The organism is Sporosarcina sp. FSL K6-3457 (assembly GCF_038007285.1).
GTDB lineage: Bacteria > Bacillota > Bacilli > Bacillales_A > Planococcaceae > Sporosarcina.
Genome location: NZ_JBBOWX010000001.1, coordinates 1,281,091 through 1,296,591, shown reverse-complemented (window position 1 = coordinate 1,296,591; position 15,501 = coordinate 1,281,091). Strand labels below are relative to the sequence as shown.

Here is a 15,501-nt window from a genome sequence, read left to right as displayed (position 1 = left end):
TCAATTAGTTTGTTTTTTCATCTATAAACTGCTCAAATTTCTGCGCCAAATACGTGTGTATCATTGGCTTATTACCCGTTTCAAACAACTCAATACTCTGCTCATTTTCAATAATAACTGTACTGATAAAACTAAGTACTTCCAAGCCAGCTTCATGGTACGAATGAGGGGATAATAAAAGTAATAACTGGTTGACCTCAATATCTGTTCCGTCCATTGCTTGCAAAGTAATCGGCTCTTGAAGAGAGTACATCGTAAACGAAGGCTTCAGTACATGTTCATGACGCGTATGAAACAAAGCGAGCTTTGTTTCCGGTATTCCTATTCCACCAATTGCTTCCCTTACAAATAGTGCATCCACAATCGTTTCAGCTTCTGTTATGATTTCCTTCTGTTCCAATGCAAGACAGGCTTCACGTATGCACTGTTTCGCAGTAACTCGCCCTCGATAGGATAAAAGATCAAAATTCAACAAAATCTCCGACACGGCTCCCGTATATAAATAAAGCATGTTCATTCTCTTCGTGATTTCCTCAATCGTCGAATCGTTTTCATTCAATGAAGAGGTCACTTTTTTAATCAACATCTGCCTTCTTACATACAGCTGCACTTGCTTAATTTCCTCTGCTGTCATAAATGGACTGACAATCAAATATTCCCTCGGGAAATCATGTAAATAAATTGTTGAAATAACCAAATCTCTATCCTCGATTTGAAGTTCTTTTAATTCAAATAAAGAAACGTTCTTAATTTGTACAATTTCAGGAATTTCACGCTGTAGCCGGGATGTCAGCATTTTGGATGTCCCAATACCACTAGAGCAAACAACATATGCCGTTAAATCCCTTTCTCCTGTCAAGCCAAGCAGTGCAGAGCCAAAATGCATGACTAAGAAGCCAATTTCCTCGTCAGGAATTTGTAGTTCGGGAAACACTTTTTCCACTGCCTTTTTGACAAGCTGAAACAAATCCTCATAATCTTTACGAATGCTCGGTAACAAAGGATTCGTAATGCCCATACTTTGTCGGACCCGATAAATAGCTGGCTTTAAATGCGTAACAAGTCCTTCCAAAAGGGGCTCATCATTCATCAAATTAACACCCGTGACTTCCTCCATATAACGCATCAATTTCTTCGCTTGCATAACGGTTTCCAAATTAGCCGCCTCTAGTAATTCCCCTTTATGCTGACGAAGTTTTGCACCTTGAAGATGCATCGTAATATAGCCAATTTCAGCCTCTGGTATAATAATTTCAAAACGTGCCGCCATCTTATCAATAATTTCTCGTGCGATAGTAAATTCCGGTTCTAGCTTTAACTGCTCTAAATACTGTTGATCCATTTCAATATTTTCGCCTAGCAGGATACGTTCAATGGCCAATGCCAGATGCACCAGCAAGCCAACATACGCACTATCTGTAATTGGAAAGGGCAGAACCCGTTGCAAGTCCTGCATCACATGCTCGATAATTAATAACTTTTCCCGATCAACAAGATGCAATAATCGCTCTGAAATAGAATGCTCCTGACTGACAGAACTTTTCTCGATGCGCTCTTTAATGAGCGACAAAAACTCATCTTCCTTTAACGTTTTAGCAATCGTATAGCTCATGGCCCTTCGCTTCGCTTTTTCTGATCCACTTATTTCAATCCCATAGCCCCTGCGTTTCACAATGGACAATTTAAATGGTTTCAATTGCTCCTCCAGCTTCAGTAAATCTGCACTGATTGTTGCAATGGTGACACGCAATTCATTGGCCAGTGCAAAAAGTTTCACGGGCTCAGACGATTCGAACAATATACAAAGAATCATCGTTTGCCTTTCATCTAACGTATATTCACGAAAAGTAAATACATTTAGCTCTCTCTTTAAATCCTCTTTATGTTGGTTTGCGCCTATTATCTGAATGCCAACCCCAGCTTTTCGCAACAGCTTCAATTGATAGTTCTGTAAAAGCTCTTCAATTCTATCCAAATCACGATGAATCGTGCGAGAACTCACATCGATTTCCTTCGATAACTCTTTAATGGTCACTTCTTCCTGCCTGTCAATCAATACCTCAATGATTGCCTTTTCACGCGCTGAAATATACATCGTAAACACCCCATTAACGCTGCATTTTCCTTCCATCAGCAAAACTCAGCCCATAAATAGGCCGAGTTCTGCTATTCCTTATGATTGTTTCAACTCTTCAAGTAGCTCCTCATATCTTGGGCTATTTAAGAAGTTTTCCACTGAAATATGATAAGCATTTGGTGCTTTTTCTTGCGCCCGATCTGTTAAATCTTTATGGGTAATGACGACTTCCGCATCCGCCGGTAAATTAGCAATTGCCATATTTGTAACGGCCACATCAACGCCAGCTTTCTTGAATTTATTGCGTAAAATCCCTGCACCCATAGCACTAGAACCCATCCCCGCATCACAGGCAAAAATAACTCCTTTGACATTTGCAAGCGATACTTCCTTAGCAACCGCTTGTTGCATAAAGTCTGCCGCTCGGCTTTCTTTCCCTTTTAACGCGGATGTTTTTTCTGTCGCTTTCAATAAATCATCTTCTTCAGTTTGCTTGCCTGTTTTTAAGATAATCGATGCTATGATGAATGACACAACTGTTGCAAAGAATACACCTGCGATAACAGCTACATAACCACCTTTTGGTGTCATCAAAAGGATGGCAAAAATACTACCTGGCGATGCCGTGGCAACCAAGCCGCCTCCCAATAATTGAAGTGTGAATACGCCCGTAGCGCCTCCTGCAATGGCAGCAACCAATAGCAATGGTCTCATTAAAATGTACGGGAAGTAAATTTCATGAATCCCTCCGAGGAAATGAATGATTCCTGCCCCTGATGCCGTTTGCTTCGCCATCCCTTTACCAAAAATCATATAAGCAAGCAATATCCCAAAACCAGGTCCTGGATTAGCCTCTAATAGAAAGAGAATCGATTTACCTGTTTGTGCAGCTTGCTCAAGCCCCAGCGGACCTAACACACCATGGTTAATGGCATTATTTAAAAATAATACTTTTGCTGGCTCAACCAATATACTAGCAAACGGTAATAAATTCGCATCGACAATCGCTTGAACACCTGCCCCAAGCGCTTTATTCAACGCCTCTACTACTGGGCCAATGCCTTTAAAAGCAGCCAGTGCTAGAAGGAATCCAATAATTCCTGATGAAAAGTTATTGACTAGCATTTCAAAGCCTGACTTTATTTTTCCTTCTACTAATTTATCGAATTGCTTAATGGACCATCCACCTAAAGGTCCTACAATCATTGCGCCGAGGAACATTGGAATATCCGCCCCAACAATAACCCCCATTGTGACGATTGCACCAACGACTCCTCCACGGATATCATAGATAAGACGTCCACCTGTAAACCCAATTAAAATTGGTAGTAAGTAATTGATCATCGGTCCTACTAGTTGTTCGAAATCTGCGTTAGGTCTCCAACCCGTTGGAATAAATAATGCTGTAATAATTCCCCAAGCGATAAATGCACCGATATTCGGCATGATCATGCCGCTTAAAAAACTTCCGAAACGCTGAACCTTGACTTTGAAACCAGAATTTTGTTGTTCGTTCGTCATACTTGTTAGCTCCCTTCTCCCCAGTAATGTGATACAAATTTGTTATTAACACTAACAATAAAGCGTTTACATTCGGTAAGCAATCTAATGTAAATACTCTTCTGTCACCTTCATTGTTGCCATCACTAAAGTTCGTATGTTAGGGTTTTTATTATCGATTCCGCCACGGCGTAGTTACATCCAAATTTATTCCTTTCAAAATTTGCGACATCCTCCCGAGGATAACTTGATTCGGCAGGATTTGAACCCAAACTGAATTAAATCAACTACTCTACATTCAAACTGGCACTTATAGAAATGGGGGATTTCTACTGACACAAGTTAGAAACATAATTGTTCTTTTAATCGTTCTTACTATGTTGTTTATGTCATCGGGACAGACCTATGAGCAGCAATCCCTTGTGCCAGAGCTTGAAAAATGGTTGCCAGGAAAGCCCTTGGAATCTTTATTAGCAATGTTAGAAATTCCTTACTGGGGCATCAAAGTTTCTATTGCAGAACGCGGGTATTACGAATTCGTTGAGTTCTTAATTCGAAAAAGCGCACACTTTTTCACTTTTAGTTTGATTGCCATCATGATTTACGCTGTCCTGCCAAAGTGGCGCTTCCGTAAAGTGGTGGCTGCCTTCCTTACACTACTTGTAGCTATCGCCGATGAAGTCCATCAGTCCTTAACAGCTGGTCGAACAGCCTCCTCCCAAGATGTCATGCTCGATATGGCAGGTGCGGTAACCATTCTTATCCTATTGCACTTTTCGACGATTGTTAAACATTCAAAAACGAAAAAATCCGCAAAGGGGTTGTAGTACTCTCCTAGCGTATTTTTTCAATCCTAGCTCCCAAAGCTTCACAATGTTCTGTTTGACAGAATAATAGATACATGGTAGCTTTGAACACATCGACAATCATATAGTAAAGCAATAGAAATAGGTGGTCTGGTAATCTGTCCCTTTGCCAGATCTTAAAAGTGAAGCCGGTGAAACGATAATCCGGCGCGGTCCCGCCACTGTAACAGCAACTTTGCTGAAGCCAGATAACTGCCTCTTTTTGCAACGCTCTACCCTACGGTCGATAGGGAGTGTTAGGATGACAACGCATCTATTTTATTTTTTCGCGTAAACATTTCTAACCTTCGTTAGAAGTGTTTTTTTTATCTTTATTCAGCAGAAGACTCCCCCTCTATAGTTGGGAGGATTAATGCGGTTTTACCTTTTTTCAATGGCTGTTCTAACGCTGCTGAACAAAGATAAAAGCCTCCGGCGAATGTCACAGATTTTGAAAGGAGTTAATTACGCTCGCATAATTCAAAATCTTGACATAAATTACACCGAGGCATAATTGATAAAAATCAAAAACACTTCATTACTTCACAAAAAGAGGAGACGAAATGATTTGTCAATTGTCAGCAGTACGATCGGATACCCGTATATCGGGGGCAACAGAGAATGGAAAAAAGCGCTCGAAGCTTTTTGGGCTGGGAAATTGGAGGATAATCTATTCCTCGAAGAAATTGAAAAACTTCGTCTAGAGCGTCTTCAAAAGCAGAAAGATGCGGGAATTGACCTTATTCCTGTCGGTGATTTCACTTTGTACGATAGGATGCTCGATACAGCTGTGATGTTTGGCATGATTCCTGAACGCTTTAACTGGTCTGGCGGTGATGTATCACTTGCAACATATTTCTCGATTGCACGTGGTAATGATGGAGCTGTTGCGTCAGAAATGACCAAATGGTTCAACGCCAACTACCATTACATCGTTCCTGAATATAGCAAGAAAAAACTTGTATTAACAGAGAACAAACCCCTTACTGCCTATCTCGAGGCGAAAGAAAAATTGGGCATTGACGGTAAGCCTGTCTTAATCGGACCGTATACGTTTTTAAAACTATCAAAGGGTTATGACAAAAAGGATATTCCAGCGTTTATCTTACAATTGGTTCCTTTGTATAGCCGAATTCTTAATGAGTTGGCAGAGGCTGGAGCACAATGGATTCAGCTCGAAGAACCTATTCTTTCTACGTCTCTCACGAAAGAAGACATCCAAACAGTTACTGAAATTTACAAACAACTGAGTGTCGAAGCTCCTAATGCCAACATTCTATTGCAAACATATTTTGATGCCGTTGAGCATTATGAAGAGGTTGTTGCCCTTCCTGTTGCTGGGATTGGCCTTGACTTTGCACAAGGTGTAGAGAAAAACCTTGAACAATTGCAAGCACATGGGTTCCCAGCAGATAAAGTGCTCGCTGCTGGTTTAATTGATGGACGTAATATCTGGCGTGCAGATTTACAAGAAAAAGCTAGTTTACTTGATACACTGACTCAACTCGTGCCAGCAGATCGCATTTGGGTACAACCTTCTAGCAGTCTACTTCACGTTCCTGTAACCGTACAATCGGAAGAAAAGCTGGATGCAACGATTAAAGCTGCGCTCGCTTTTGCAGATGAAAAACTTGTAGAGGTCACAACACTAGTAAAGGGTGTGCGTGAAGGCAAGCAAGCGATTGCTGATGCAGTGGCGGAAAGTGTTACTGCGCGTCAAAACCTTGCAGACTTACCTGCAAGAAATCACCCTGATTTGCTGAATGCCGTGCAAAACATTGGAGAACAAGACAGCAAGCGGAAATCTCCATTTAAAGAACGACGTGATAAGCAGCGTGAAACATTCAATCTACCACTGTTACCAACAACAACAATCGGGAGCTTCCCACAAACACCAGAAGTTCGCCGAGCACGAACAAAATGGCGCAAAGGTGAGTCAACAGATGTACAATACCGTGACTTCGTACGTGATGAAATCAAACAGTGGATTGATATTCAAGAAGAAATCGGCCTAGATGTCTTTGTTCACGGGGAATTTGAACGGACAGATATGGTTGAGTATTTCGGAGAGAAATTGGGCGGCTTTGTCTTCACTGAAAAGGCTTGGGTTGTTTCCTACGGCTCGCGCTGTGTTAAACCACCAGTTATTTATGGTGACGTGACATTCATCGACCCAATGACGGTGGAAGAATCCGTCTATGCTCAATCTTTAACTGACAAGCCGATGAAAGGAATGCTGACAGGGCCTGTCACTATTTTGAACTGGTCGTTTGTGCGCGATGATATTTCACGTAAAGAAGTTACGTATCAGATTGCACTTGCACTTCGTAAAGAAGTTGAAGCATTGGAAGCTGCTGGTATCCACATCATTCAAGTGGACGAGCCTGCTCTACGTGAAGGCCTACCTCTTAAAAAATCGGAGTGGAATGACTATCTAGAATGGGCTATCAACGCATTCAGGCTAGCAACAGCATCTGTGCAAGATACAACGCAAATCCATACGCATATGTGCTACTGTGAATTCAATGACTTCATCGATTCCATTAGCGGACTCGATGCAGACGTTATTTCTATCGAAACTTCACGCAGCCACGGCGATCTCGTCTCAGCCTTCAATGACTTCTCATACGATAAAGGCATTGGACTCGGCGTCTATGATATCCATAGTCCACGTGTACCTGAGGTCCAAGAAATGGTCGACGTTATCGAACAAGGCCTTGGTGTACTTGAACCTAACCAATTTTGGATTAACCCAGACTGTGGCTTGAAAACAAGAAAGCATGAAGAAACAATTGCCGCATTGAAAAATATGGTCGTTGCTACGAATAAAATGCGCGAACGCTATGCCGCTTTGCAAAAGTAATTGGTGAATCGCGGGTGATTTCTACGAACTAGCTCGTAAATCACGCGATCTCGCCGGTAATTCAACCGGACACACTTGTCTTTTCATAAACTCACACAGAAAAGCCAGCCTCCTTCCATTTCAAACTTGAAATGGAAGGATAGCTGGCTTTTCTTTATCTTCCGGAGGATGTCACAAATTTTTAAAGGAACTTAGAAGGCAACCTAAATTCGCCGCGTCCTGCGGCATCAAGGAAGGATGCAATTCAATCCTTCCCCGTTGCATGACCTACAAGGAAGGATGTAGTTCAATCCTTCCCCCCTGTAGGCCCCAAGCTCGAAAAAATCTGGACGCAATTACGCCGAGGCGTAATTGATTATCACTTATTCGCCTTATGCACTTTCAATAACTTACCCTTCACGGTCGTCGTTCGCATCGCATCTAACACGAGCTTGCCTTTGCCGTTTAGAATATCAATATACGTCTCCGTGTCCTGGATTTTAATGATACCAATATCTTCACCCGTAATGCCTGGGATATTGGTAATGGTACCGACAAAATCAAATGCCCGCAGCTTCTTCTTTTTACCACCATTAAAATACAGCTTCATAATATCTTTACTCACAAGTTCACTTTTATCCCTTTTCAACTTAGGCAATTGCTCCATTTTTTCAATGAATGCATCCTTCCCAGCCTCAACAGCTTGCTTAGATGGTGCATTTCGTTGTAGAATCTCAAAGCCAATATAGGCTTCAATATCCGCTAAAAATTTATCTTCATGAGGTGTAACGAAGGAAATCGCCTTCCCTCTTTTTCCGGCACGTCCCGTTCTCCCAACGCGATGCACATAACTTTCATTGTCCAGCGGAATATCATAGTTAATAACATGCGTAATGCTATCAATATCGATTCCACGTGCTGCGACATCTGTCGCCACTAAATAACGGAACTCTCCTCGTTTAAAGGCATCCATCACCGCAAATCGATCTTCTTGCAGCATGCCACCATGCAATTTATCGCATGTGTAAAAGAACTTCTCAAGCTGTTCAGTGACCCCATCCACCTGATCTTTCGTTCGGCAGAAAATAATACAGCTATCCGGATTTTCAACAACCGTCACATCGCGTAACAGATCAAACTTTTGCTGCTCTCTAACAACAATTAACGAATGGTCAATTTGATCCGTTAACGTAACCGTTGACGCAATCTCAATATTTTTGGGAGTTTGCATATATTTACTGCTCAATGTCGCTATCTTTTCTGGCAGTGTAGCAGAAAACAACATGGTCGTTCTATTTTTCGGCAACGCGTTAATAATCGCTTCAACTTGGTCAATAAAGCCCATATTCAACATTTCATCGGCTTCATCTAATACAAGATATTCAATTTTCTCAAGCACCAGCGTCCCGCGCTCAATATGGTCCAATACGCGCCCTGGTGTGCCTACAACAACGTGACACTTCTGCTTCAACTCTTCTTTCTGATAAGCGATAGGAGACTTGCCGTAGACAGCAGCTGCTTTCACACGCTTAAAACGACCAATATTCGTAATATCTTCCTTGACCTGGTCAGCTAGCTCGCGTGTCGGCGTTAAAATAAGTGCCTGTGGCTTATTTTCATCCCAATTAACCATTTCACAAATTGGAATACCAAACGCCGCCGTCTTTCCACTTCCCGTCTGCGATTTAACAACCAAATCGGTACGGTCTAGCGCAGCAGGCAACACCTTCTCCTGCACCTCTGTTGGGGACGAATAGCCGAGCCCGTCTAGCGCCCGTATAATTTCACTACTTAATCGATAATTTTGAAATGACATCGTCATCAACCTCACATTCTACATACATTATCCCACGAACAGGTTATATACGGAAGTATAGAGATTATTATGGTTTTAAGAAAAGCGCAGAGCGCCTGGACATTTCATAAAAATAAGCTGCTGTCCGAAGACCGCAGCTATCCCATCGAATATCTATTTATACGTTCGTTCCGACTCGCTCTTTTGTCGATCATTTGGAGTCATTGGTTCGTGTTTCGGATTCAAATTACCCAATTCAGCTAACTCAAGAGAAATTTCTTCTTTCATCTTCCCCGTTTTTTTCCTCGTGGCCGGCGTACTCTGTGTATTCTCTTTTCTTCCCACAATAAAACCTCCCTTACCATCAATATTGTTCCACCTTACTATGGTACAACCACTACATTTTCATACAAAAAATTAAGGTTCAATTTTTACCACATCTATGAATACTATAAAATGAATCAAAACTTAAAACTCTTCACCTTGAAGTACAATCTTTTCCAGCCTAATCATGGTATTATTATATTATTAGGCAATAAAGGGGAAACGTAAAAAAATAAATTGATATAGTTAGGATGAAGTCCATGTTTTTATTGGAGCGCTTAGATAATACAAAAAGTAAAGTTAAAGCACAGCTAGCGAATACCATTACATTAGTCAATCTCAGCTTTGGAGTTCTCGCCATTCTTCTCATTTTAAAAGACTTAGCTCATATGAGTTTAGTATTTATTTTCCTTGCAGCTCTATTTGATCGTTTTGATGGAATGGTCGCAAGACATTATGATGCAGAATCACTTTTTGGTAAGGAACTTGATTCACTATGCGATTTAGTGTCGTTTGGTGTGGCACCGGCATTATTAATTTATCAAACTGCATTGGAAACAACGCCTTGGCTTGGTATCATTGTTACAGTTATGTATATATTAGCTGGGGCAGTACGCCTTGCTCGCTACAATGCGACTGAGTTTGACGGAGCTTTTTGCGGTGTGCCGATTACAGCAGCAGGTGTTTTAATGACGCTAAGTTATTTTCTTATTCCTTATACGGGACCTCTATTCTTTATTGTGCTCATGATTATTCTATCCATATTGATGGTCAGCAATATTCGCATTACGAAAGTTTAAGGTAGGGATAAAAAATGAAAAAAACACTCTTTAAATACTTTGTAGAACTGACAGGCAATCCGGTTGCTTCTAGCCTATTAAAATCGGTAACAACTTCCCGATTAAGTCAGCCACTCATCCAACCTTTCTCTAGTACTTATCGCATCAACGAAGCTGAAATGGAGCATCCGATTCATCACTATAATAGTTTGCAAGCCCTTTTCACCCGCCAATTAAAAGAAGGCAGTCGTCAAGTTGACGTCGCGTCTAATACGATTGTTTCACCTGTCGATGGTGTCCTAAGTGGAGTAGGGAAAATAAATGCCGACCAAGCTTTTCTCATTAAAAATCATCAATATCGACTAAATGACATCATGGGAACAGAAAAAAAAGCAGCTACTTATAAGGATGGCTACTACTATATTTTCTATCTGTCTCCAAGTCATTATCACCATTTTCATTATCCAATTGACGGTAAAATCGTAGGACGCTATGCACTTGGCGGTGTGTCATATCCCGTAAACAATTTGGGTTTACGCCTTGGCCAGAGCCCCTTCTCAACAAACCATCGTTTAATCTCAGAAATGTCAACAGCCTTTGGCAACGTAGCCATCGTTAAAGTCGGGGCGCTAAATGTCAACAGTATTCAGCTCAACAGCTCTTCGAAAGAATGCATCAAAGGGCAAGATTTTGGCTACTTCAGCTTCGGCTCCACCGTCATTCTTTTCATCGAGAATCACCCCAACTTCACACCAACAGTAAGTCTGGATACGGAAGTGAGGATGGGGCAAACCGTTGGAGAATGGATACAATAATAAAAATGAGCGTATGAAACAATAATTGTTTCATACGCTCATTTTTTATTTAACAAACTAACTCGATAGCATATAATAGTTGTTTCATCCGTTTTATAATAATTATCTTCTATCCTACTTACTATTCGAATAATTTGTGACAACAGCATCTTGTTCACGAATCGTTCAACATTCCCCCCAGTAAACGACTTCAAGTATGAACAATTTTTGACAAGCAAAATAGTGTGATTAAAATCACACTTTAGATAGTATCTCCCACCTATGATGTAGGTATCAGATAGAATCTGGTAAAAATATCAAGGAGGGTTCATTATGAGAAAAGGCATGGCGGTAGGTGCAACAATGTTGTCCGTATCAATGATATTGGGGGCTTGTGGATCGACTGCAGCAGTCGATGATGTGGAGAAAGCTAAAGTGGAGTCGGTAAGTTCTACAGCAGATGTTAAAGTATACGCCCCACACGAAGGGTTGAATCAACCGCCCATCCCTGTTGAATTTGAACGTATTGGAGAACATGAAGTCAATATTAAAATGACTTCGCAAATTACAGATATTGAAATTGCAAAAGGTAAAATGTACAAGGCTTGGACATTCAATGGAGAAGCACCTGGACCACTCCTCGTTGTCGACGAAGGAGATCTCGTCAATTTTACATTGGATAATATTGACCCCGCGGTTCCACATAGTATGGATTTTCATGCGGTACATGTAGCACCGAATGTAGGGTTTGCGGATGTAATGCCAAATCAAGATGGAACATTTACTTATCCAGCGAATAGACCTGGCGTATTCATGTATCACTGTGCGACTGATCCCGTTTTGGAGCATATTGCGAACGGCATGCACGGAACAATTATCGTCAAACCAAAAAACGGTTATCCAACTGACCATGAAGTCGACCGAGAATTTGTCATTGTACAAAATGAATGGTACAAAGAAAATGATATGGATGATATGACGAACGGCGTACCAAGCGAAGTAGTTTTCTCAACAAAAGCATTAAATGAAGGAGACCGCAATACGAACGGCGATACATTCACTTTGAAAAATCAACCACTTGTTGCAAAAGTTGGTGAAAAAATTCGTATTTACGTCATGAACGTGGGGCCAAACGAAGTAAGCTCTTTCCACGTTATCGGGACAATTCTAGATGATGTCTATATTGATGGTAATCCTGATCCAGCCAACCATATGAAAGGCATGCAAACCGTTATGCTCCCTGCAAGTGGTGGGGCTGTTGTTGAATTCACTGTTACAGAAGCTGGGGAATATCCATTCGTTACACATCAGTTTAATCATGCTACAAAAGGTGCCGTTGGAGTTATTAAAGTAACACCTTAATGATACAATGCAAGTATCATTCACAAATAATTAACCTTCGAACACCTACTCGTGGAGGAGTAGGTGTTTTTGTGTAACGAATAAGAAATTGGAATCCCCACATCAACTGGATATCAAAACCCAATCGAACATTCATAATTGTAGCACAAGGAAATTCTATTTACGATTATTTGAATCGCTATACTAATATATTATTTTATTTGCTGTCCATCAGCCGTAAACTCCTGTTCAATCGCTTTAACTTCCTCTGTTGGGGCTGGCGTCAGCGAAAGCCAGCCATGTTGGAATTGTAAATCTAGTAATTTCCGGTGCTGTTGAGATGTCTTTTGAAGCATGTCCAAAATGAGTTTATATAATTTCTCTTGGCTTGCCCCGAGCATAGCAATTATATAGGTATTACATAAATTTCTTTCAGTCGCAAGAGCAGCTCGCAAAATTTCTTGATCACTAAACTTTGATTTTTCAGTTGGTGGTGTCTGTGGGTTTTCAATTTTCTTTGAAAAAGTCATGTAACAGTTCCTCCATTTTCGCTTAAAAAGTTCAACAAGCTATTATACTGCTGGAAATGCATTTGACCTGCCTCCTTAAATTGAAGTTTTAAATCGGGTAGTTGGCAATTTTCGGCATCCTGTCGATACTGTTTTACGGCAAGCAAATTCGAACTTAGCATTTCCCGTAGGTATCCTATATCCAATGTAGATACCATCTCTGGGACTGTAAAGTAAGTAGCTGCCTGTTTCTCTTTACTTGGCGGTTGCTGTTGTAGAGTTTGCGGTGGTGATGTTGGTTGTGCTGACTCCTGTGGTTGTGCTGATTCTGGTTGTGCGCTTTCTTGTTGCTGATTCTGTTGACCTGTTTGCCATGGTTCCTGTAGCTGCTGGAGATGTAATTGTATTTGCTGTTCTAATTGTCGAAGTTGTAGTTGCAGTTGCTGTAATTGCTGTCCTTGAAACATTTGTGCTGGCTCCACTTTTCTTAGCTCCTTTCATGGAATTCATATTTAGTATGAATCCAACATTAGTAAATATACAACGTCGTTCGCTATTATTTTTATAATAAAAAATGGAACTATCACAGCAGTCGATTCATCGACAAAGTGATAGTCCCAATTCGTTATAATGCGTCTGTTTGTTTATTTCCTTATGGGAAATATTACGTTAAATCAATACTTAAACTTTGAAATTAACCCCTTTAAATCCTCAGCCATAAAGGATAACGATTCAGCCGATGAACTGATTTCCTCCATCGAAGCTAACTGCTCTTCAGAAGAGGCTGCCACTTGTTGAGAAGCAGCTGCATTTCCTTGGGCACTACTCGTTATAGCATTTGCCGTTGCCGTTACTTCTTGAACAGCAGCTGAAACTTGTTCCGCAGTCGCCGAAACTGCTTCCATTTGAGGCGTGATTTCCTTCAAACTTTGAAGGATATGATTGAATTTCTCAATAGCCTCGTTCGAAACATCCACGCCCCCTTGTACACTTGTCGTAATCTGCTCCATGATTTCAACAGAATTTGCTGTATCCACTTGAATTCCTTCTACAATTTCATAAATTTCTGTTGCTGAACTCTGTGATTGTTCAGCCAGTTTACGTACTTCATCAGCTACAACAGCAAATCCTTTCCCATGCTCACCTGCTCTTGCTGCTTCAATCGCCGCATTCAACGCAAGAAGATTTGTTTGTTCAGCTATTGCTGTAATAACATTCAAAATCGAGCTTACTTCTTTCGATCGCTCATGTAACGACTTAGTAATGGCATTCGATTCGATAACAGATTTATGAATGGACGTCATTTGATTGACTGTATCTGAAACTGCCTGTCCACCAATTTCCGCCTCTTCTGTTGCACGATAGGACAACTCGGAGACTTTTACTGAGTTATCTGCAATCTGCTCGATACCCACAGAGATATCCGAAAGCGATCGGCTAGCTCCATCTACAGCATCCGTCTGCATTTCTGCACTATGTGCCACCTCTTGGATAGAAGTTGAAACTTGTTCTGTAGCATCACTTGTTTGTTCAGCACTTGCTGATAACTGCGCTGCAGAAGATGCGACTAATTCCGCATTTTTTTCGACACTTTGAATGAGTGTGCGAAGACTTTCTTGCATACTGTTAAAAGCCTGTCCTAAATGCCCAATCTCATCGTTTGATTGTATTTTTATATCCTGCGTTAAATCCCCCTTGCTAATCGTAATCGCCTGTTCTTTCAGACGAATAATTGGAGAAATAATTGATTTGGTGATGAAGTAAACAGCTATTGCACCAACAACAATGGCAATCCCAAGGATAAGAGCTGTTCGTTTTAAAATTGGAGCAGCCGCCGCTACAATTTCAGAGCTAGTGATCGTTCCAGCTAACTTCCAACCCGTCAAATCATTCGTAACATAAACTACCATCCTCGGTTGTCCAGCCACCGTTACTTCAAATTGCCCCTCATCTTGTGTATAAAGGTTATCTGTTATATCAGCAATTGCCTCATCCCCAGCTTCCTCAATAGGATGGGCAATATATTTACCACTATTATCTAGTAACACTGCATAACCAGTCTTACCAATGTCCACTTGATTAGTTAATGCTTGCAAATAATTCAAGTTAATATCCACAGCCACTACTCCAGAACCATCTGTTATTGCCTGGGAAATAGTCACAACCATTTCATTTGTACTAGCAGAGATATAAGGATCTGATATAATAAAATCGCCTTTGTTTGCCATTGCATCTATATACCATGGTCTTTTCCTTGGATCATATCCGTCCGGAGTGCCGATATCTGGCTCTTGAATAAATAAACCATGGGTAGTACCCATATATGTAAGTTCAGCTTCTGGATGCAAATCTCTATATTGTGCGAACATACTCCGTAATTCTGGACTACTTTCCCCCTGGTACATATTCAATGTTATTCTTTCAGAAAAAATCTGCATATCATGCACTTTTAACTGTAAAATATTATCAATTGTCATATCTAATAAACTGATATTTTCAGAAAAACCAGTCAGTATTTCATTTTTCACCGCATCTTTTGCTGTCACATAAGCTAATGCACCAACTATAATGGCTGGAATCATTAAAATCAGTACAAAAGACAGCATTAACTTCACTTTAATATTTTGTAAGCCCCCAAATATTTTGTTCATCCACCCACCCCTTCTCCTTGATATTTGATAGGTATCTTAGTACT

General features: G+C 40.8%; 12 protein-coding genes and 1 riboswitch. Of the genes, 5 read left to right on the top strand and 7 right to left on the bottom strand.

What is annotated here, in order from left to right:
* Positions 1-4: 4 nt before the first annotated feature.
* Both N1I80_RS06345 and N1I80_RS06340 read right to left on the bottom strand, forming a co-directional pair.
* Entirely contained in the window at positions 5-2,131 is a 2,127-nt protein-coding gene (locus tag N1I80_RS06345; protein ID WP_340737057.1) for a BglG family transcription antiterminator, read from the bottom strand.
* A gap of 42 nt (positions 2,132-2,173) precedes the next feature.
* A complete protein-coding gene (locus N1I80_RS06340) occupies positions 2,174-3,598 on the bottom strand; it encodes a PTS mannitol transporter subunit IICB (RefSeq protein WP_340737056.1) in 1,425 nt (474 codons plus the stop codon).
* A gap of 275 nt (positions 3,599-3,873) precedes the next feature.
* Here N1I80_RS06340 and N1I80_RS06335 point away from each other — a divergent pair, with 275 nt between their 5' ends.
* Together N1I80_RS06335 and metE are read left to right on the top strand one after the other, a co-directional pair.
* Positions 3,874-4,404, top strand: a complete 531-nt coding sequence (locus N1I80_RS06335; RefSeq protein ID WP_340739979.1) for a VanZ family protein — start codon at positions 3,874-3,876, stop codon at positions 4,402-4,404.
* Positions 4,405-4,509: 105 nt separating this feature from the next.
* A riboswitch (cobalamin riboswitch) is annotated at positions 4,510-4,657 on the top strand.
* Positions 4,658-4,990: 333 nt separating this feature from the next.
* Complete coding sequence (metE, locus tag N1I80_RS06330; RefSeq protein WP_340737055.1) at positions 4,991-7,285, top strand: 5-methyltetrahydropteroyltriglutamate--homocysteine S-methyltransferase; 2,295 nt, start codon at positions 4,991-4,993, stop codon at positions 7,283-7,285.
* Positions 7,286-7,643: 358 nt separating this feature from the next.
* Here metE and N1I80_RS06325 read toward each other — a convergent pair whose 3' ends face one another.
* Both N1I80_RS06325 and N1I80_RS06320 read right to left on the bottom strand, forming a co-directional pair.
* Positions 7,644-9,089 (bottom strand): DEAD/DEAH box helicase, encoded by a 1,446-nt coding sequence (locus N1I80_RS06325; RefSeq protein ID WP_340737054.1) that lies wholly within the window; start codon positions 9,087-9,089, stop codon positions 7,644-7,646.
* Between the two features lie 144 nt (positions 9,090-9,233).
* Positions 9,234-9,404, bottom strand: coding sequence for a hypothetical protein (locus N1I80_RS06320; protein WP_340737053.1), 171 nt, complete (start codon positions 9,402-9,404; stop codon positions 9,234-9,236).
* Positions 9,405-9,643: 239 nt separating this feature from the next.
* On the opposite strand from N1I80_RS06320, the gene pssA reads away from it, so the two are divergent.
* The 3 genes from pssA to N1I80_RS06305 all read left to right on the top strand — a co-directional run bounded on the left by pssA (position 9,644) and on the right by N1I80_RS06305 (position 12,318).
* The gene (pssA, locus tag N1I80_RS06315) at positions 9,644-10,183 is read left to right on the top strand and encodes a CDP-diacylglycerol--serine O-phosphatidyltransferase (protein WP_340737052.1); all 540 of its coding nucleotides are present in this window, start codon (positions 9,644-9,646) and stop codon (positions 10,181-10,183) included.
* Between the two features lie 14 nt (positions 10,184-10,197).
* Complete coding sequence (locus N1I80_RS06310; RefSeq protein WP_340737051.1) at positions 10,198-10,977, top strand: phosphatidylserine decarboxylase; 780 nt, start codon at positions 10,198-10,200, stop codon at positions 10,975-10,977.
* A gap of 312 nt (positions 10,978-11,289) precedes the next feature.
* Positions 11,290-12,318, top strand: a complete 1,029-nt coding sequence (locus tag N1I80_RS06305) for a multicopper oxidase domain-containing protein (protein ID WP_340737050.1) — start codon at positions 11,290-11,292, stop codon at positions 12,316-12,318.
* A 191-nt stretch (positions 12,319-12,509) separates the two neighbouring features.
* On the opposite strand, the gene N1I80_RS06300 is transcribed toward N1I80_RS06305, so the two are convergent.
* From N1I80_RS06300 to N1I80_RS06290, 3 genes are all read right to left on the bottom strand, one after another.
* Complete coding sequence (locus N1I80_RS06300; protein WP_340737049.1) at positions 12,510-12,827, bottom strand: spore coat protein; 318 nt, start codon at positions 12,825-12,827, stop codon at positions 12,510-12,512.
* Positions 12,824-13,288, bottom strand: coding sequence for a hypothetical protein (locus N1I80_RS06295; protein ID WP_340737048.1), 465 nt, complete (start codon positions 13,286-13,288; stop codon positions 12,824-12,826). Before N1I80_RS06295 ends, N1I80_RS06300 begins: the two co-directional genes overlap by 4 nt.
* Before the next feature lie 192 nt (positions 13,289-13,480).
* The gene (locus N1I80_RS06290) at positions 13,481-15,457 is read right to left on the bottom strand and encodes a methyl-accepting chemotaxis protein (protein ID WP_340737047.1); all 1,977 of its coding nucleotides are present in this window, start codon (positions 15,455-15,457) and stop codon (positions 13,481-13,483) included.
* Positions 15,458-15,501: the final 44 nt, after the last annotated feature.

What these genes read in the sequence shown, in the direction of transcription:
- N1I80_RS06345 (WP_340737057.1), bottom strand. Translation starts at nt 2,131, where the DNA reads ATGGAAGGAAAATGCAGCGTTAATGGGGTGTTTACGATGTATATTTCA.
- N1I80_RS06340 (WP_340737056.1), bottom strand. Translation starts at nt 3,598, where the DNA reads ATGACGAACGAACAACAAAATTCTGGTTTCAAAGTCAAGGTTCAGCGT.
- N1I80_RS06305 (WP_340737050.1), top strand. Translation starts at nt 11,290, where the DNA reads ATGAGAAAAGGCATGGCGGTAGGTGCAACAATGTTGTCCGTATCAATG.
- N1I80_RS06300 (WP_340737049.1), bottom strand. Translation starts at nt 12,827, where the DNA reads ATGACTTTTTCAAAGAAAATTGAAAACCCACAGACACCACCAACTGAA.
- N1I80_RS06290 (WP_340737047.1), bottom strand. Translation starts at nt 15,457, where the DNA reads ATGAACAAAATATTTGGGGGCTTACAAAATATTAAAGTGAAGTTAATG.
- N1I80_RS06310 (WP_340737051.1), top strand. Translation starts at nt 10,198, where the DNA reads ATGAAAAAAACACTCTTTAAATACTTTGTAGAACTGACAGGCAATCCG.
- pssA (WP_340737052.1), top strand. Translation starts at nt 9,644, where the DNA reads ATGTTTTTATTGGAGCGCTTAGATAATACAAAAAGTAAAGTTAAAGCA.